Source organism: Lacunisphaera limnophila (genome assembly GCF_001746835.1).
Taxonomy (GTDB): domain Bacteria; phylum Verrucomicrobiota; class Verrucomicrobiia; order Opitutales; family Opitutaceae; genus Lacunisphaera; species Lacunisphaera limnophila.
In genome coordinates this window covers 199936-217168 of record NZ_CP016094.1, presented here as the reverse complement: position 1 = coordinate 217168, position 17233 = coordinate 199936, and the positions used below count along the sequence as shown (strand labels likewise).

Annotated in this window: 19 protein-coding genes and 3 pseudogenes; 11 read left to right on the top strand and 11 right to left on the bottom strand. The window is 67.7% G+C overall.

The window, feature by feature from the left end; all coding sequences use genetic code 11:
* Positions 1 to 164 precede the first annotated feature (164 nt).
* Positions 165 to 368 (top strand): hypothetical protein, encoded by a 204-nt coding sequence (locus Verru16B_RS00975; RefSeq protein WP_069960539.1) that lies wholly within the window; start codon positions 165 to 167, stop codon positions 366 to 368.
* Positions 369 to 380: 12 nt separating this feature from the next.
* Here the strand turns inward: Verru16B_RS00975 and Verru16B_RS00970 are convergent, their stop codons facing one another.
* The gene (locus tag Verru16B_RS00970) at positions 381 to 701 is read right to left on the bottom strand and encodes a DUF2442 domain-containing protein (protein WP_069960538.1); all 321 of its coding nucleotides are present in this window, start codon (positions 699 to 701) and stop codon (positions 381 to 383) included.
* A gap of 90 nt (positions 702 to 791) precedes the next feature.
* On the opposite strand from Verru16B_RS00970, the gene Verru16B_RS00965 reads away from it, so the two are divergent.
* Positions 792 to 1256 carry a Crp/Fnr family transcriptional regulator gene (locus Verru16B_RS00965; RefSeq protein WP_069960537.1) on the top strand — a complete coding sequence of 155 codons (465 nt, stop codon included), beginning with the start codon at positions 792 to 794 and terminating at the stop codon, positions 1254 to 1256.
* A gap of 42 nt (positions 1257 to 1298) precedes the next feature.
* Here the strand turns inward: Verru16B_RS00965 and Verru16B_RS00960 are convergent, their stop codons facing one another.
* Complete coding sequence (locus Verru16B_RS00960; protein ID WP_069960536.1) at positions 1299 to 2054, bottom strand: metallophosphoesterase family protein; 756 nt, start codon at positions 2052 to 2054, stop codon at positions 1299 to 1301.
* A gap of 89 nt (positions 2055 to 2143) precedes the next feature.
* Here Verru16B_RS00960 and Verru16B_RS00955 point away from each other — a divergent pair, with 89 nt between their 5' ends.
* Positions 2144 to 2812 carry a DTW domain-containing protein gene (locus Verru16B_RS00955; protein WP_069960535.1) on the top strand — a complete coding sequence of 223 codons (669 nt, stop codon included), beginning with the start codon at positions 2144 to 2146 and terminating at the stop codon, positions 2810 to 2812.
* Between the two features lie 75 nt (positions 2813 to 2887).
* Entirely contained in the window at positions 2888 to 4729 is a 1842-nt protein-coding gene (locus tag Verru16B_RS00950; protein ID WP_069960534.1) for an OPT family oligopeptide transporter, read from the top strand.
* 144 nt (positions 4730 to 4873) lie between these two features.
* Here the strand turns inward: Verru16B_RS00950 and Verru16B_RS00945 are convergent, their stop codons facing one another.
* From Verru16B_RS00945 to Verru16B_RS18615, 4 genes and pseudogenes are all read right to left on the bottom strand, one after another.
* Entirely contained in the window at positions 4874 to 5326 is a 453-nt protein-coding gene (locus tag Verru16B_RS00945; RefSeq protein ID WP_069960533.1) for a hypothetical protein, read from the bottom strand.
* Between the two features lie 269 nt (positions 5327 to 5595).
* A complete protein-coding gene (locus tag Verru16B_RS00940) occupies positions 5596 to 6294 on the bottom strand; it encodes a carbohydrate-binding protein (RefSeq protein WP_069960532.1) in 699 nt (232 codons plus the stop codon).
* 150 nt (positions 6295 to 6444) lie between these two features.
* A pseudogene (locus Verru16B_RS00935) lies at positions 6445 to 6911 on the bottom strand (fasciclin domain-containing protein).
* A gap of 213 nt (positions 6912 to 7124) precedes the next feature.
* The gene (locus Verru16B_RS18615; protein ID WP_069960531.1) at positions 7125 to 7787 is read right to left on the bottom strand and encodes a hypothetical protein; all 663 of its coding nucleotides are present in this window, start codon (positions 7785 to 7787) and stop codon (positions 7125 to 7127) included.
* A gap of 722 nt (positions 7788 to 8509) precedes the next feature.
* Here Verru16B_RS18615 and Verru16B_RS00915 point away from each other — a divergent pair.
* The 4 genes and pseudogenes from Verru16B_RS00915 to Verru16B_RS19245 all read left to right on the top strand — a co-directional run bounded on the left by Verru16B_RS00915 (position 8510) and on the right by Verru16B_RS19245 (position 9832).
* Positions 8510 to 8839, top strand: coding sequence for a hypothetical protein (locus tag Verru16B_RS00915; RefSeq protein ID WP_157772100.1), 330 nt, complete (start codon positions 8510 to 8512; stop codon positions 8837 to 8839).
* A complete protein-coding gene (locus tag Verru16B_RS18510) occupies positions 8836 to 9171 on the top strand; it encodes a hypothetical protein (RefSeq protein ID WP_069960527.1) in 336 nt (111 codons plus the stop codon). Before Verru16B_RS00915 ends, Verru16B_RS18510 begins: the two co-directional genes overlap by 4 nt.
* Positions 9147 to 9284 (top strand): annotated as a pseudogene (locus tag Verru16B_RS19250) (hypothetical protein); the annotation flags it as partial. The gene Verru16B_RS18510 and the pseudogene Verru16B_RS19250, both read left to right, overlap by 25 nt.
* Positions 9285 to 9387: 103 nt before the next feature.
* Positions 9388 to 9832 (top strand): annotated as a pseudogene (locus tag Verru16B_RS19245) (OPT/YSL family transporter).
* Between the two features lie 316 nt (positions 9833 to 10148).
* Here the strand turns inward: Verru16B_RS19245 and Verru16B_RS00905 are convergent.
* The 4 genes from Verru16B_RS00905 to Verru16B_RS18570 all read right to left on the bottom strand — a co-directional run bounded on the left by Verru16B_RS00905 (position 10149) and on the right by Verru16B_RS18570 (position 13086).
* The gene (locus tag Verru16B_RS00905; protein ID WP_069960526.1) at positions 10149 to 10460 is read right to left on the bottom strand and encodes a hypothetical protein; all 312 of its coding nucleotides are present in this window, start codon (positions 10458 to 10460) and stop codon (positions 10149 to 10151) included.
* 392 nt (positions 10461 to 10852) lie between these two features.
* Entirely contained in the window at positions 10853 to 10984 is a 132-nt protein-coding gene (locus Verru16B_RS19025; protein ID WP_257785150.1) for a hypothetical protein, read from the bottom strand.
* A gap of 593 nt (positions 10985 to 11577) precedes the next feature.
* Positions 11578 to 12045 carry a fasciclin domain-containing protein gene (locus Verru16B_RS00900; protein WP_069960525.1) on the bottom strand — a complete coding sequence of 156 codons (468 nt, stop codon included), beginning with the start codon at positions 12043 to 12045 and terminating at the stop codon, positions 11578 to 11580.
* Between the two features lie 213 nt (positions 12046 to 12258).
* Positions 12259 to 13086 (bottom strand): hypothetical protein, encoded by an 828-nt coding sequence (locus Verru16B_RS18570; protein WP_069960524.1) that lies wholly within the window; start codon positions 13084 to 13086, stop codon positions 12259 to 12261.
* Between the two features lie 107 nt (positions 13087 to 13193).
* Here Verru16B_RS18570 and Verru16B_RS00890 point away from each other — a divergent pair, with 107 nt between their 5' ends.
* The 3 genes from Verru16B_RS00890 to Verru16B_RS00880 all read left to right on the top strand — a co-directional run bounded on the left by Verru16B_RS00890 (position 13194) and on the right by Verru16B_RS00880 (position 16433).
* Positions 13194 to 14213, top strand: coding sequence for a putative zinc-binding metallopeptidase (locus Verru16B_RS00890; protein ID WP_069960523.1), 1020 nt, complete (start codon positions 13194 to 13196; stop codon positions 14211 to 14213).
* A 3-nt stretch (positions 14214 to 14216) separates the two neighbouring features.
* Positions 14217 to 15236, top strand: coding sequence for a D-alanine--D-alanine ligase family protein (locus Verru16B_RS00885; RefSeq protein ID WP_069960522.1), 1020 nt, complete (start codon positions 14217 to 14219; stop codon positions 15234 to 15236).
* Between the two features lie 216 nt (positions 15237 to 15452).
* Complete coding sequence (locus tag Verru16B_RS00880) at positions 15453 to 16433, top strand: hypothetical protein (protein ID WP_157772098.1); 981 nt, start codon at positions 15453 to 15455, stop codon at positions 16431 to 16433.
* Here the strand turns inward: Verru16B_RS00880 and Verru16B_RS00875 are convergent.
* Positions 16430 to 17197 (bottom strand): hypothetical protein, encoded by a 768-nt coding sequence (locus Verru16B_RS00875; protein ID WP_069960520.1) that lies wholly within the window; start codon positions 17195 to 17197, stop codon positions 16430 to 16432. The two genes, Verru16B_RS00880 and Verru16B_RS00875, sit on opposite strands and share 4 nt — an antisense overlap.
* Positions 17198 to 17233: the final 36 nt, after the last annotated feature.

The window sequence follows — 17233 nt, the reverse complement described above, 5'->3', positions numbered from 1 at the left end:
AAACGAACCGGGGTTCGGCGGGGGGCCCACCAATAAGACTGCCGGCCAATACGGGCCACGCACGGTGATGATTCGCGGATTCGCCGCGGGCGCGAGGGCAAAGCCCGGTCGCCGGAGGATATAGGGTTGGCTAATGTGAAGGTTCGGGGCTACCGGGACCGGACATGTCCGTTGAACGCATCCAAGAACTCGAACAGCAGCTCCAGCTGGCCCACGCCAGCATCGCCCAACTAACCAAGGCCAACGGGGAGCTGACCGAGGGCCTGAAGTCGTCCGAGGCCGCCTTCAAGCGGGCCCGCCGGACGGCCCGCCAGGACGGCAACACCCTCCGGGACGAGATCAGCGTGCTGCAACGGCGCCGCGGCTGAGCCGCGGCCGCCTCAGAAGGTGTATTTGGGGGCCGGCTTCTCCGGCGCCAGCGCCGTGACAAAGGGCACGGAGCGTGCGGTATGGGTATAGCGGCTGTTGGCCACATCCTCAACCTGGATCTCCTCGTCGAGGGAGTCCCAGCGGATGACGCGGCCCTCGTCGTGCAGGTGGATCTTCTCGAGCTCGACCTGGGAGGCGTAGGCCAACTGGTCGTATTTGCTCGTGGGAAAACTGATGCGGCGGCGCTCGGTGATTTCCAAGTAAACGCGGCGGCCCTGCATCCAACAGCGGAGGGCGGCGAGACGCGGGGCGGCGGGAAGAGCGGTGTCCATGGGCTCACGTAATCGCATCGCCGGCAAATAGCGAAGTATTGCGGAGGCGGCCTGAAACCTGCTCGTCGGGGATTGTCCCCCATCTTCCCCATGGATTTATCCCTGCTCCGATCCCTGCCGGCCATCACCTGTGCGCCCGGCGACGTGCTCATCACCGAAGGGCGCCCGGTGGACGGCCTGTTCTTCCTCGAAAGCGGGGAGGTGGAGGTGCTGAAGGCCGGGGAGGTCATCGCCGAGGTGTACGAGCCCGGCGCGGTTTTCGGCGACATGTCCTACCTGCTCGGGACGTCGCCCACCGCCACGGTGAAGGCGCTGACCGCGGCAACCTTTCGCCAGGTCGAGGATCCGGCCATGTTCTTCCAGCTGCACCCGGGGTTCGCGCTGCACCTGGCGGTCATCCTGGCGCGACGGCTGGATTCACTCAACCGTTACCTCGTGGACATCAAGCACCAGTTCCGGGACCGGTCGGATCATCTCGGCATGATTGATGAGGTGCTCGACAGCCTGATGCACAAGCACCCGCGGGACATCCCGCGACGCGAGGCGGGGGATTGAGGGGGGCGATCGGCGGAACTCCTGTCGCCGGCGGGCCGGTCCTTAGGCTGGGGTCTGGGGTACGGCTGGGACTTCCGTCGCGTCGAGGGAGATTTCCTCGTCGCCGGCCTGGGAGACCCAGCGCGCCGTGCGGCGGCTGAGGTCGAGCTCGATGTAGGAGGGGGGCGCGCCCAGTTGGTGGCCCGCGTTGAAGACCCAGGTGCGGCCGAGGCGAACGGCCCAGGCCCCGCCGGTGCGGAAGGGGGAATTGTGGATGTGGCCGGAGAAGACAAAATCCGGGGCGAGCTCGCGGATGGTTTCGACGAGAAAGGTGTCACCGGCGTGCTTTTGTCCGGTCCAGCTCACGCCGACGCCATCGGGCGGGGCGTGGTGGACCCAGAGCCAGGGACGCGGCGGGACCGGTTGCTCCGCGCGCAGGAAGGCGCCCATGGCCGTGCGGGTGGCCGGGCCGTCCCACCAGGGGCAGACCGAAAGCCGCATCCCGCCGATGTCCGTGCCGGCCCCGTCGACCACCAGCCCGGCGGCGCGGACGCGCTGCAGCCAGCGGGCGACGAACTCATGGTCGGCGTTTTTTTCATCGCCGTCGTGATTACCGGAACAGACCAGCAGGCGGGTCTTGGTGCTGATGGTGCGGAGGTATTTCACGACCACCGTGATCTGGGAATCGAGGTCGAGGTGGCCGCCGAGGTCGAGGAGGTCGCCGGCGAGGATGACGGCGTCGTACGAGCCGGCCTGCTGCACGACCCAGTCGAACTGCGTCAGGCCGAAATGCAGGTCGGAGACGGCAAGGAGCTTCATGGGGTAGCCCGGGCAGAAGCTGTTCCCGTGCCAGTGGCCGGGCCGCGCCGGGGATTGACCCGGGCGGGCGGGCGCGGCCTGCTGGCGGGATGGCAAGAAGTGTGGTCCTGGCCGGCGCCCCGCGGTGCGCCCGGTGTCAATTTGTGCCCCGCTGGTGCATCTGCGCCGGGGAGCGGGCGGTGGTGTGCCCGTTGCAGGTGGAGGTGCTGATCCACCACCGCGAGTATCACCGCCCGACCAGCACGGGGCGGCTGATCAACCGGGTGATGCCGGCCTCGCGCGGTCATCTGTTCCGGCGCGAGACGCCGCCCGATCCCGCGACCTTCCGCCTGCCGGGCCGCGAGCTGTGGATCCTGCACCCTCGGGGCGAGCCCCTGCCGGCCGGGGCGGCGCCGGAGGGGTTGCAGGTGTTGTTGCTGGACGGCAGCTGGCGCGAGGCCGCGCGGATGTCGACCGAGGTGGCCGCGTGGGGGCGGCTGGTGCGTTTGCCGGAGGACGGCCCGGGCCGCTACCAGCTGCGCACGCATGAGCACGACGGGCGTTATTCCACCGTGGAGTCGCTGCTGATGCTGCTGGCCGCCCTGGGCCTGAGTGAGGCGGAGGCGCAGCTGCGGCTGCAGTTTGAGCTGCACGTCTATGCGGGCCTGCGCACGCGGGGGGCGAAGGGGAAGGCGGAGGAATTTCTCGCCAGCTCGCCCATCCGCGCGGCATTTCCGGCGCTGCTCGAGGAGATGCACCGGCGGCGGGCGGCCATCTAAGGCTTGTTCACCGGCCGGTCGTGTCATAAGCGTTGGGCCCCGTCGTTCGCCTCACCTCCCACCTCCCAACGCCGCATGTCCGCTCCGTCTGCTTCCCCCGTCCCGGCCGCCGTGCCGGCTGATGCCTCCACCCGCGAAGCCGACTGGCTGAAAAACACGTACCGGCCGCACGACGCGAATCTCACGGTGCGGGCGGTGGTGGTCGGCATGTTGATCGGGGCGGCGATGTGCCTCTCGAACATCTACGTGTTTTTCAAGACGGGCTGGAGCATGGGGGTGACGCTGACGGCGTGCATCCTGGCCTTTGGGTCATTCCAGCTGCTGCAGGCGCTGCGGATCGTGAAGAAACCGCTCGGGCCGCTGGAGAACAACGCGCTGACCACGGTCGCCTCGGGGGCGGGTTACATGACCGGCGGCGGCAACATGGCGGCCTTCGGCGCGCTGTTCATGATCACGACGGTGCGACCGGACACGATTTCGATGATCGCGTGGTTTGGTGTCATCGCGGCGCTGGGCGTGTTCGCGGCGATCCCGATCAAGCGGCAGCTCATCAACCAGGAGGGGCTGGCGTTTCCGACCGGCACGGCCACGGCGGAGACGATCCAGTCGATCCACACCGCCGCGGCGGGCGGGGGCGCGGGCAAGGCCGCGTGGCTGGGCGGCTCGGCGGTCTTTGCCGCGGTCTTCACCTGGCTGCGCGACGCGTGGCACTGGATTCCCGGCACGATCGGGCTGCCGGTGACGCTGGCCGGCCACAGCCTCGCGCAGTGGACGATCGCGTTGAAGGCCGAGGTCGTGCTGCTCGGCGGCGGCGCCCTGATGAGTTTCCGCACGGGCTGGTCGATGCTGCTGGGAGGCTTGCTCACCTACGCCGTGCTGGCGCCGGCCCTGGTCGCACAGGGCATCGTGACCACCGTCAGTTACAAGGCCATCGTGGCCTGGACGCTCTGGCCGGGCGCGGCGATCCTCGTGGCTTCGGGGCTCACGTCGTTCGCGCTGGATTACAAGAGCATCGGGCGCTCCTTCAGCGGCCTGACGCGCGTGTTCCGGAAACAGGCCGAGGCGGGGGACAGCGGCATCGCCGCCATCGAGTGTCCCGCGTGGTGGTTTCCGGTTGGTTTCGTCGTGCTGGCGCCCGTCGTCACCGCGCTGATGGTGGGTTTGTTCCAGATTCCGCTCTGGGCCGGGCTCATCGCCGTGCCGCTGGCGGTGGTCATGGGATTCGTGGCCGCGCGCGTGACGGGCGAGACGGATGTGACGCCGACGAAGGCGCTGGGTCCGGTCACGCAGATGATCTACGGCATCATCACGCCCGGCAACGTGGCGGGAAACATCATGTCGGCCAACGTCACGGGCGGCATCGGCCTGCACGCCGCGGATTTGTTGACCACGCTCAAGACCGGCTGGCTGCTCGGCGCAAAGCCGCGGCACCAGGTCTATGCGCAGCTCTTCGGCGTGGTGGTCGGGGCCATCGTGGTGGTGCCCGCCTTCAACCTGATCATTCCCGACCCGAGCGTGCTCGGGGGCGAGGCCTGGCCGGCGCCGTCGTGTGTGGTCTGGGCGGGGGTGTCGCAGGCGTTCGCGCATGGCGTGTCGGCGCTGCATCCCTCCTCGAAGTCGGCGATCCTGATCGGCCTCGCGCTCGGCGTGGCGCTGGCGCTGGCCGAGAAGTTCGCGCCCAAGAGGCTTCGTCCGCTGCTGCCGTCGCCCTCCGGCATCGGCATCGCGATGGTGATCCCGGGCAGCAATTGCATCGCGATGTTCCTGGGCGCGGCGGGCGCCGAGTGGCTGCGCCGCAAGCATCCCGTGCTGGCGGAGAAGACGGTGGTGCCGGTGGCGTCGGGCCTAATCGCCGGCGAGAGCCTGATGGGCATCCTCGTGGCGCTGCTGATCGTGACGGGTTTCCTCGCGGCGTGAGCGGGGCGGGTGGGCGAAAAAAGGGCGGAGGCCCGCGGGCCTCCGCCGGGTGATGCCCACGGCGAGGTCGCCGCGGCTCCATAACGACTGAGTTGGAGCGCAGGCGACCGCGCCTGCGAGGATAGGGCCAAGGCCCCGGGGTGGTTATTCCCCGGCGCGGGCCTTGGCGTAGGAAGCCTGCAGACGGTCCCAGGCGGCGGCGACGTCGTCGCGCGCGGCAGTCCAGGTGTCGGCGGAGGCGTTGCCCACGGCGGCGAGCTTATCCTTATAGTTGGCCTCGGAATCCTTCAGCTCGGCCATGGCGGCCTTGCGGCTGGCGCTGGCGTTGGCTTCGGAGTATTCGGAGCGCAGCTTGCTCATGCCGGCCTCGAGGTCGGCCTGGCGGGCCTTGAGGGTGGCGGTGAAGTCGTTGCGTTTCTCGAAGGTGAAGTCCTTGAGGTTGTTCCAGCCGGCGGCGACGGCGGTCTTGGTGTCCTGGTAGACTTCCTTGGACTTGTCGGCGACCTCCTCGCGATCATTTTTGGCGCAGCCCGCAAAAAGGAGGGCGGCGCAGCCGGTGGCGAGGAGGGTGGTGGTAAGCAGAGTTTTGTTTTTCATCAGGTGGGTGGGTGGAGGGAGACCGGCTCAACGGAGCCGGCGACGGCGGACCCAAGGTAGGGTCTGCCGCTGAACGACCCGGGGCCGCAGCCGGGGTTGCCGTCGGGGGGTGATTATTCCGGAAATATAGCGGGAACCAAATTCCGGCAATCAATCCGACGAGGACCGGGGCCTCAGCCGGACCCATGCCGCAGAGCTGGTTGCACGTTTTTCCGCGGCCGGCAGCGCCTTGGGGGCAAGGCGCTCCACCTTTCCGGAGTGGGGCCCGCTCAACGCGCGGGCGTGGTGAGGGCCGTGATGGCCGGTCCTTGGCGTGGGGTGCCGGCCGGGCGGAAAAGGAGCGTGGCGAGGTTGCAGTTGCCGCCGGTGACGATGCGCACGGTGAGCACGGTTACGCCCCGCGGCAGGTCGAGCGTGGCGGCATCAGGCAGCACGTTCCAATGATGCCACTGCCGCCAGGGAATGGTCTCAGCGGGGTCGAAGGTGGACGGCAGGGTGAAGCGGTGGGGTGTCCCGCCGGACACCTCGATCGAGACATCCGCGTCACGTTGCGCCGTGTACAGCAGATCGGCGGTGTAAGGGCCGGCCGTGGCCGTCTCGACGGTGAGGTTGAACCACTCACCGGGTTCGTTCCAACCGACGTAGAGGAGGCCGAGGGGCGGCACGACCCGGTTGCTGGGTGCATCGAGATCGGGGACCTGCTTGGTGTAGGAGGTGTCGAGGCCGCCGTGCTGCCGGAATTCGTTCAGGTAGGTGCCGTTGGCGGGATTGAGCCGGCCGCTGCCCGAGTTCACGGCATCGGTGTCGTGATAGGATACGCCCTCGCCGCCCTCGTCGAAGTAGGCGCAGAAGACCGCGCCGGGTATGACCTGCGGGCCGCCGGCGTGCACCGCGTCGCGGTACGGCTGGCCCGCGAGGGCCGGGGTGACGAGGCACAGGAGGACCGGCAGGGTGAGGCGGGGTTTCATCTCCCCTCGAGCCAAACAGGCGCGGCCGGGGACGGCGAGGCGCAAGTCCGCGCGCGAGCCGGGAACGGACACCAAAAAAAGCCCCCGCGACCGGAGGGTCGCAGGGGCGCGTGGAAGCGAGACGAAAAAATCGGGAACCGGCCGACCGCGTCAGGGCAGGATGACGGTGTCGACCACGTGGATGACACCGTTGGAGCCGACGAGGTCGGTGGCGATGACCTTGGCGTTGTTCACCATCACGCCGTCGGCGTCAACCTTGAGCGTGAGGGTCTTGCCATTGACGGTTGGCGCGGGGCCGGACTTCACATCAGCGGCGAGGACCTTGGCCGGGACGACGTGGTAGGTGAGGACGGCCACGAGCTGGGCCTTGTTCTCGGGCTTGAGCAGGGACTCGACGGTGCCGGCGGGGAGCTTGGCGAAGGCGGCGTTGGTCGGGGCGAAGATCGTGAACGGACCGGCCCGCTCAGGGTTTCGACGAGGCCGGCGGCTTTCACGGCGGCGACGAGCGTGGTGTGGTCGGGGGAGCCGACGGCGATGTCGACGACGGTCTTGGCGGAGGCGGAAGCGACCAGACCCGTGGCGAGCGCGAGCGTGACGAAGAGGGAACGGAGTTTCATGGGGAGACGGATTTTTTGTTTTTGGTTGAGAACAATCCGGACACGAAAGCGTCCGGGTGTTGGCAACTGCTACGGACCGCGATGGCGAGCAGACGCGTCGGATGCGCGGTGTTAGGCGACAACGCGGTGACAATAAGCCCGGCAACAATCCGCGGGCGCGCCCTTGCATTTCAGGGCGGACATGCAGTCGGCGCCGCGCGGGCGCGGCGGTCATCAGCCCGCGGGCGAGGTCGGCGCGGTCGGTTGGGGTGCGGCGGCCGGGGCGGCCGCGGGCAGCGGACTGCTGGCCGGAGGGTTGGCCGCCGGGGTGGGGCGGGCGGCCTTTTCATCGGCCTCCTGCTCGCGGCGGGTACGGCCATCCCAGCTGAGTCGGGCGATGGAATCGAGGGGCACCACCTCCGTACGCCGCGCCGTGGGATCGTAGAGAAACGCAAAGCGCGACGTCGTGCCGAGCAGAGCGAGGTGATCCGAGCGCTGGCTGCCATCCACGCGGGGCGAGTCGGTCTTGTACTCGACAATCAGGGGGCGAAAGTTCCCGGCCTTGATGCGATTGGCCCGCCAGGTCGAGTAGAGCATCAGGAAGAGCAGGGCGTAGGTGAGGATGAACGCGACTTGCAGCCAGGGGCCCCAGCGGCGGGTGGTCTCGAGGCTTTGCCGGCGTTGGGCCGGGCTGCGTTTGAGTCGGGGGAAGACCCGCTGGAGCCATCCGCCGACTTTCACGACAGTGTTCCCGTACACGATGTAGAACGGCACGCCGAGCAGGGCCAGGGCGACGGTCAGGGGTTCCCGCACCACGATCATCAGGAAGTCGGTGGTCTCGGAAAAATCCAGCGCGTTGAGGCCGAAGCGGCGCAGCAGGAGATGATGGAAGAACATGCCCGATCACCGAGGCCCCCAGGTAGAGGGCGGTCAGGGCCAGGCCCGGGTTTTGCCGCAGGGCGGAGGGCACGGCCAGCGGCAGGCGGAAGGCTTCCTTTTCCTCGCGCGCCAGGCTCGCTTCCTCGGCGTCGACGGGATCGGGCAGGGGCGGCGGAATGGGCATCGCGGGAGAAAGGCGAACGGCCGGCCGGGTGTCAAACCGGGGCGGCCCGGGGCCAGGGCCGGCGGAATTTGGTTCATGCCGGAACGAATTCCGGCTAGGGTCCGGCGATGGAATCACCCGACTGGCACGATCTGGACGACGATTTGCTGCTGGACCGGAAGATTTCCCAAACTGGGGCTGAGTCTGCCGGGCACGCCCCTCGAGCCGCTGATCCAGCAGCTGTACGGCGGAGCTCTCGGCCAAAGGCCTGGGCCTTTCACCCACCCGTGCCATGTCGGGGACGAGTGGTTCGTGCCGTGGGCATCCGCGGCGATCTTCGTGCCGTTTTTTCCTGACCCATGAGCGCCCTGCGCCGGCTCGAGGCGAAGCTGATGCTCGAAGTCGAGGGGGACACCCCGGGGTGGTTCATGCGCCTGATCCGCCACGAGGCGGCGCACGCCTACATGTACGCGTTCCAGCTGTTCCGGAAGCGGAAGTGGCAGCGGGTCTTCGGCAAGAGCTCGAACGACGACACGCCGGAGTTCTACCGCCGCGGCCCTACAGCCACTCGTACGTCGTGCACCTCGACGACTGGTATGCCCAGAGCCACCCGGACGAGGATTTCGCGGAGACCTTCGCCGTGTGGCTGACGCCCGGGCTCGACTGGCGGAAGCGCTACCACGGCTGGAAGGCGCTGCAGAAGCTGGAGTACGTGGATGAGCTCATGCGCTCGCTGGCCGGCCAGACCGCGCCCTACCAGCCGGGTTACCGCGAGAAGGATTTCAACTGCCTGAACCAGAAACTGAAGACGTATTACCTGAAGAAGCGGAAGCAGAACGAGGACACCTATCCCGATTTCTATGACCGCGACCTGCGGCAGCTCTTCGCCGGGGACAGGGCATCGTGACCACCGTCAGTTACAAGGCCATCGTGGCCTGGACGCTCTGGCCGGGCGCGGCGATCCTCGTGGCTTCGGGGCTCACGTCGTTCGCGCTGGATTACAAGAGCATCGGGCGCTCCTTCAGCGGCCTGACGCGCGTGGTTCCGGAAACAGGCCGAGGCGGGGGACAGCGGCATCGCCGCCATCGAGTGTCCCGCGTGGTGGTTTCCGGTTGGTTTCGTCGTGCTGGCGCCCCCGTCGTCACCGCGCTGATGGTGGGTTTGTTCCAGATTCCGCTCTGGGCCGGCTCATCGCCGTGCCGCTGGCGGTGGTCATGGGATTCGTGGCCGCGCGCGTGACGGGCGAGACGGATGTGACGCCGACGAAGGCGCTGGGTCCGGTCACGCAGATGATCTACGGCATCATCACGCCCGGCAACGTGGCGGGAAACATCATGTCGGCCAACGTCACGGGCGGCATCGGCCTGCACGCCGCGGATTTGTTGACCACGCTCAAGACGGCTGGCCTGGCTCGGCGCAAAGCCGCGGCACCAGGTCTATGCGCAGCTCTTCGGCGTGGTGGTCGGGGCCATCGTGGTGGTGCCCGCCTTCAACCTGATCATTCCCCGAACCGCGAGCGTGCTCGGGGGCGAGGCCTGGCCGGCGCCGTCGTGTGTGGTCTGGGCGGGGGTGTCGCAGGCGTTTCGCGCATGGCGCTGTCGGCGCTGCATCCCTCCTCGAAGTCGGCGATGCCTGATCGGCCTCGCGCTCGGCGTGGCGCTGGCGCTGGCCGAGAAAGTTCGCGCCCAAGAGGCTTCGTCCGCTGCTGCCGTCGCCCCCTCCGGCAATCGGCATCGCGATGGTGATCCCGGCAGCAATTGCATCGCGATGTTCCTGGGCGCGGCGGGCGCGAGTGCTGCGCCGCAAGCATCCCGTGCTGGCGGAGAAGACGGTGGTGCCGGTGGCGTCGGGCCTAATCGCCGGCGAGAGCCTGATGGGCATCCTGCCGTGGCGCTGCTGATCGTGACGGGTTTTCCTCGCGGCGTGAGCGGGGCGGGTGGGCGAAAAAAGGGCGGAGGCCCGCGGGCCTCCGCCGGGTGATGCCACGGCGAGGTCGCCGCGGCTCCATAACGACTGAGTTGGAGCGGCAGGCGACGCGCCTGCGAGGATAGGGCCAAGGCCCGGGGTGGTTATTCCCCGGCGCGGGCCTTGGCGTAGGAAGCCTGCAGACGGTTCCCAGGCGGCGGCGACGTCGTCGCGCGCGGCAGTCCAGGTGTCGGCGGAGGCGTTGCCCACGGCGGCGAGGCTTATCCTTAATAGTTGGCCTCGGAATCCTTTCAGCTCGGCCATGGGCGGCCTTGCGGCTGGCGCTGGCGTTGGCTTCGGAAGTATTCGGAGCGCAGCTTGCTCATGCCGGCCTCGAGGTCGGCCTGGCGGGCCTTGAGGGTGGCGGTGAAGTCGTTGCGTTTCTCGAAGGTGAAGTCCTTGAGGTTGTTCCAGCCGGCGGCGACGGCGGTCTTGGTGTCCTGGTAGACTTCCTTGGACTTGTCGGCGACCTCCTCGCGATCATTTTTGGCGCAGCCCGCAAAAAGGAGGGCGGCGCAGCGGTGGCGAGGAGGGTGGTGGTAAGCAGAGTTTTGTTTTTTCATCAGGTGGGTGGGTGGAGGGAGACCGGCTCAACGGAGCCGGCGACGGCGGACCCAAGGTAGGGTCTGCCGCTGAACGGACCCGGGCCGCAGCCGGGGTTGCCGTCGGGGGGTGATTATTCCGGAAAATATAGCGGGAACCAAATTCCGGCAATCAATCCGACGAGGACCGGGGCCTCAGCCGGACCCATGCCGCAGAGCTGGTTGCACGTTTTTCCGCGGCCGGCAGCGCCTTGGGGGCAAGGCGCTCCACCTTTCCGGAGTGGGGCCCGCTCAACGCGCGGGCGTGGTGAGGGCCGTGATGGCCGGTCCTTGGCGTGGGGTGCCGGCCGGGCGGAAAAGGAGCGTGGCGAGGTTGCAGTTGCCGCCGGTGACGATGCGCACGGTGAGCACGGTTACGCCCGCGGCAGGTCGAGCGTGGCGGCATCAGGCAGCACGTTCCAATGATGCCACTGCCGCCAGGGAATGGTCTCAGCGGGGTCGAAGGTGGACGGCAGGGTGAAGCGGTGGGGTGTCCCGCCGGACACCTCGATCGAGACATCCGCGTCACGTTGCGCCGTGTACAGCAGATCGGCGGTGTAAGGGCCGGCCGTGGCCGTCTCGACGGTGAGGTTGAACCACTCACCGGGTTCGTTCCAACCGACGTAGAGGAGGCCGAGGGCGGCACGACCCGGTTGCTGGGTGCATCGAGATCGGGGACCTGCTTGGTGTAGGAGGTGTCGAGGCCGCCGTGCTGCCGGAATTCGTTCAGGTAGGTGCCGTTGGCGGGATTGAGCCGGCCGCTGCCCGAGTTCACGGCATCGGTGTCGTGATAGGATACGCCCTCGCCGCCCTCGTCGAAGTAGGCGCAGAAGACCGCGCCGGGTATGACCTGCGGGCCGCCGGCGTGCACCGCGTCGCGGTACGGCTGGCCCGCGAGGGCCGGGGTGACGAGGCACAGGAGGACCGGCAGGGTGAGGCGGGGTTTCATCTCCCCTCGAGCCAAACAGGCGCGGCCGGGGACGGCGAGGCGCAAGTCCGCGCGCGAGCCGGGAACGGACACCAAAAAAAGCCCCCGCGACCGGAGGGTCGCAGGGGCGCGTGGAAGCGAGACGAAAAAATCGGGAACCGGCCGACCGCGTCAGGGCAGGATGACGGTGTCGACCACGTGGATGACACCGTTGGAGCCGACGAGGTCGGTGGCGATGACCTTGGCGTTGTTCACCATCACGCCGTCGGCGTCAACCTTGAGCGTGAGGGTCTTGCCATTGACGGTTGGCGCGGGGCCGGACTTCACATCAGCGGCGAGGACCTTGGCCGGGACGACGTGGTAGGTGAGGACGGCCACGAGCTGGGCCTTGTTCTCGGGCTTGAGCAGGGACTCGACGGTGCCGGCGGGGAGCTTGGCGAAGGCGGCGTTGGTCGGGGCGAAGATCGTGAACGGACCGGGCCCGCTCAGGGTTTCGACGAGGCCGGCGGCTTTCACGGCGGCGACGAGCGTGGTGTGGTCGGGGGAGCCGACGGCGATGTCGACGACGGTCTTGGCGGAGGCGGAAGCGACCAGACCCGTGGCGAGCGCGAGCGTGACGAAGAGGGAACGGAGTTTCATGGGGAGACGGATTTTTTGTTTTTGGTTGAGAACAATCCGGACACGAAAGCGTCCGGGTGTTGGCAACTGCTACGGACCGCGATGGCGAGCAGACGCGTCGGATGCGCGGTGTTAGGCGACAACGCGGTGACAATAAGCCCGGCAACAATCCGCGGGCGCGCCCTTGCATTTCAGGGCGGACATGCAGTCGGCGCCGCGCGGGCGCGGCGGTCATCAGCCCGCGGGCGAGGTCGGCGCGGTCGGTTGGGGTGCGGCGGCCGGGGCGGCCGCGGGCAGCGGACTGCTGGCCGGAGGGTTGGCCGCCGGGGTGGGGCGGGCGGCCTTTTCATCGGCCTCCTGCTCGCGGCGGGTACGGCCATCCCAGCTGAGTCGGGCGATGGAATCGAGGGGCACCACCTCCGTACGCCGCGCCGTGGGATCGTAGAGAAACGCAAAGCGCGACGTCGTGCCGAGCAGAGCGAGGTGATCCGAGCGCTGGCTGCCATCCACGCGGGGCGAGTCGGTCTTGTACTCGACAATCAGGGGGCGAAAGTTCCCGGCCTTGATGCGATTGGCCCGCCAGGTCGAGTAGAGCATCAGGAAGAGCAGGGCGTAGGTGAGGATGAACGCGACTTGCAGCCAGGGGCCCCAGCGGCGGGTGGTCTCGAGGCTTTGCCGGCGTTGGGCCGGGCTGCGTTTGAGTCGGGGGAAGACCCGCTGGAGCCATCCGCCGACTTTCACGACAGTGTTCCCGTACACGATGTAGAACGGCACGCCGAGCAGGGCCAGGGCGACGGTCAGGGGTTCCCGCACCACGATCATCAGGAAGTCGGTGGTCTCGGAAAAATCCAGCGCGTTGAGGCCGAAGCGGCGCAGCAGGAGATGATGGAAGAACATGCCGATCACCGAGGCCCCCAGGTAGAGGGCGGTCAGGGCCAGGCCCGGGTTTTGCCGCAGGGCGGAGGGCACGGCCAGCGGCAGGCGGAAGGCTTCCTTTTCCTCGCGCGCCAGGCTCGCTTCCTCGGCGTCGACGGGATCGGGCAGGGGCGGCGGAATGGGCATCGCGGGAGAAAGGCGAACGGCCGGCCGGGTGTCAAACCGGGGCGGCCCGGGGCCAGGGCCGGCGGAATTTGGTTCATGCCGGAACGAATTCCGGCTAGGGTCCGGCGATGGAATCACCCGACTGGCACGATCTGGACGACGATTTGCTGCTGGACCGGAAGATTTCCCAACTGGGGCTGAGTCTGCCGGGCACGCCCCTCGAGCCGCTGATCCAGCAGCTGTACGGCGAGCTCTCGGCCAAAGGCCTGGCCTTTCACCCACCGTGCCATGTCGGGGACGAGTGGTTCGTGCCGGTGGGCATCCCGGCGATCTTCGTGCCGTTTTTCCTGACCCATGAGCGCCTGCGCCGGCTCGAGGCGAAGCTGATGCTCGAAGTCGAGGGGGACACCCCGGGGTGGTTCATGCGCCTGATCCGCCACGAGGCGGCGCACGCCTACATGTACGCGTTCCAGCTGTTCCGGAAGCGGAAGTGGCAGCGGGTCTTCGGCAAGAGCTCGAACGACGACACGCCGGAGTTCTACCGGCCGCGGCCCTACAGCCACTCGTACGTCGTGCACCTCGACGACTGGTATGCCCAGAGCCACCCGGACGAGGATTTCGCGGAGACCTTCGCCGTGTGGCTGACGCCCGGGCTCGACTGGCGGAAGCGCTACCACGGCTGGAAGGCGCTGCAGAAGCTGGAGTACGTGGATGAGCTCATGCGCTCGCTGGCCGGCCAGACCGCGCCCTACCAGCCGGGTTACCGCGAGAAGGATTTCAACTGCCTGAACCAGAAACTGAAGACGTATTACCTGAAGAAGCGGAAGCAGAACGAGGACACCTATCCCGATTTCTATGACCGCGACCTGCGGCAGCTCTTCGCCGGGGCCCCCGAGGCGGGCGCGGCGGCGAAGGCCTCGACCTGGCTGCGGGCGCGCCGCCGCCGGCTGATGGATGCGGTGTGCGAGTCCACCAACGAGAAGAAGTACCGCGTGCACAAGCTGCTCACGCGCCTGATCGACCGGTGCGACCAGCTCGACCTGCACCTGAGCCCGGCCGACCCGGCGCCCGACATGCCCGTGGCCGCGTACGTCACCACGCTGGTGATGAACTACCTGTTCACCGGAAAATTCAAACGCACCAAGTAAGCCATGAGCAAGAAACTCAAAGTGCTGGCCCTTTTTGACGCCGTGCGCCCCACGACGCTCGACCAGGACCTGACCCCCGAACTGAAGACCGCGGACTGGAAGACCGAGGCCGCCGTGCTGCAGGCGCTCGACGCGCTCGGCTACCCGCACGAGCACCTGGCGCTGTTCGACGACCTCGACCTGTTGCGGCAGAAGCTGCAGACCTTCAGCCCGGACGTGATCTTCAACCTGGCCGACCAGTTCCGGAACAACCGCGCATTCGACCAGCACATCGTGTCGCTGCTCGCGATGAAGGACATTCCCTTCACCGGCTGCGGTTCCACCGGGCTCACGTTGTGCAAGCACAAGGCCATCTCGAAGAAGATCCTGAGCTACCACCGCATCCACACGCCGCACTTCGTGACGATCCCGCGCGGCAAGCGCTGCGTGCGGCCCAAGCACCTGAAATTCCCCATCCTGGTGAAACCGCTGAAGGAGGAGGCGTCCTACGGCATCGCGCAGGCCTCGTTCGTCGAGACCGACGAGCAGTTCCGCGAGCGGGTGACCTACCTGCACGAAAACACCGACAACGACGTGATCGCGGAGGAGTACATCGAGGGCCGCGAGCTCTACGTGAGCCTGATCGGCAACCACCGGCTGCAGGTGTTCCCGATCCGCGAGCTGGTGTTCCGCGAGGTGCCGCCCGACGAGCCGAAGATCGCCACGTACAAGGCGAAGTGGGACGAGGCCTACCGCGAGCGCTGGGGCCTGGAAAACCGGTTTGCCGAGGGGCTCGAGCCCGCGCTCGTGCGGCAGATCGAGGCGGTGTGCAAACGCATCTACCACTTGCTGACGATCGACGGCTACGCCCGCATCGACCTGCGCCTGAACGCGCGGAATGAGATCTATTTCATCGAGGCCAACCCGAATCCCGCGCTGGCCCCCGACGAGGATTTTGCCGAGTCCGCGTTGAAGGCGGGCATCGCCTACCCGCAACTGATCGACCGCATCGCACGGCTTGGGCTGAAGACGGCACGGGAGTGACCGAGACCGCGAAGCATTGACCGCGAAGGGCGCGGAGGAATGAAGCCCCGAACTTTCCGCGGAAAAGCAGGTTGACGGCCTGATCGTGCGGCGGGGAACCCCCACTTTGCTAAAGAAGCCTGAAAGTGTGGGTTACGGGGCACAAGCCGCAGGTTTCGCTGTAATCCCCGGCCGAATGCCCCGATACTGCGAGACTGTATGATCTCACCCATGGCCATGTCTGCTGAATCCGACCCGGGCGCCGGGCCGGGGGTGCTGCCGCTGTGGCGTGAGGCGGTCGGCCGGGTGTTCAAGCTAGTCACCAAGCCCTATGGCGAGCGCCAGGTGACCTATACGCTGGTGCGATCCGTGCGTGAGCCCGGACCCGATGGCAGCTTCGACATCGACGTGAGCTGCGTGGACATCATCGCGCGGGTGACCGAGGGAAAGCGCACGTACAGCAACATCAGCAAGGAGGGGATGCTGCACCAGGAGGCCGACGGGTGGCTGCCGCCCGAGAGTTTCGGCGTCGAGTGTCCGCGGGCGGAGTTCGACAAGGTGACCGAGGCGATCCTCGCCTACACCAACACCTACCTGGAGTGGGTGATCCAGGACCTCCCGGAGGAAAGGACCGCGAGCCGCATGCCGGTGGATGTGGTGCACCTGCGCCTGTCCGCGATGGAGGCGAGCCTGGTCCGCCACTCCCCGTTTCTGGCCGGCGACCTTTATTTTCTCACGCCCAACGCCATTGAGGCGGGCCTCGCCTCGATCCGGCAGGAAATGGCCTGCGCGGGACGCAGCGTGCACCTCGTCGACGCGGTGGACCCGGTCTATGTCGAGGAGAAGAACCAAGCCGCCACCCTGCTGCGCACGAAGCTCGAGCGGGCCCGCACGGAGGCCACGCAGGCCGTCCGCCTGGTCAACGTGGAGTCGGGGCTGCGGATCGACAGCCTTTGCCTGGCCCTGCTGGGTCGGCCATCGGCGACCATGCTCAACTGGATCACGGCCAATCCGAGCGAGGAGGGCGTCGTGGCCGGCCTCGGACTGAACCTCAGCCCGCTGGAATTTGTCCGCTGGGCGCACGTTTCCGGGCGCCAAGTCCCGGCCGCCGCGGCCGCCGGGAGGAATCTGCGGGATTATTTTCGGGGCTGGAACCACAGCTACACCGGGCCCGACGCGGACGGGATCTACCCGCTCTTGAAACCGGCGACGGACTAGGGCGCCGAGGCGGCCGGGGCGGGGAGACGGGAGAGGACCTTGGCGGATTTTTCCCGCACGCGGATCACGACGAGGGCGGTGGCGCGGATGGCCTCGACTTCCGCGACGACGCCGGCGCCGCGGGCATAGAAGAGGTGGCGGACATCGCTGACCTTGGCCGGACCGATGGCCACATCGAAGGACTGTTCGATCAGCACGGCATCGAATTCGCCGGCGGGGACCTTCACGCGCCAGGCACCGACATAGCGGCAGGTCGCGGTCATGCGGCCCTGGAAAGCCGCCTTGCCGGCGGGGTCGAGGTGAAAGGCCGCGAGGTCGCTTTCGGCCTGCCAGGTGTCGCCGGCCTTGACGCCCGCCGGGATGGAGATACCCGGGCTGAAATCGACCTGGTAGCCGTGCTGCCGGTCAGTCTCGGCGTGGAAGCGGATGGCCTGGTTGTCGAGGAGTTCGAAGGACTCGACAAAGGATGCGCCGATCTGCCGGTGCCAGACCCGGCCCGGGTGGGCGGCATCGTAGCGGTGGGTCTCGACCTGTTCCTTCTGGCCGTGGTCGTCCCCGGCGGTGTAGACGTAGTGATAGTCGCCGTCGTCGCGGTTGATCCAATCGGCGGGCCGGTCCAGCACCGGTGCCGGGATGGCGCGCACCAGAAAATCGGGACCCAGCAGGCCGATCTGGTCGTGGAGCTCGTCGGCCGCAGCGGCCGCGGCGAGGCCGGCGGCGAGCAGCGCCGTGAGGCGACGCAGGAGGGAGGACGGGAAGTTCACGCGGGGTTTTTTGCGGCAACGGGTTTCGCGGGTCCA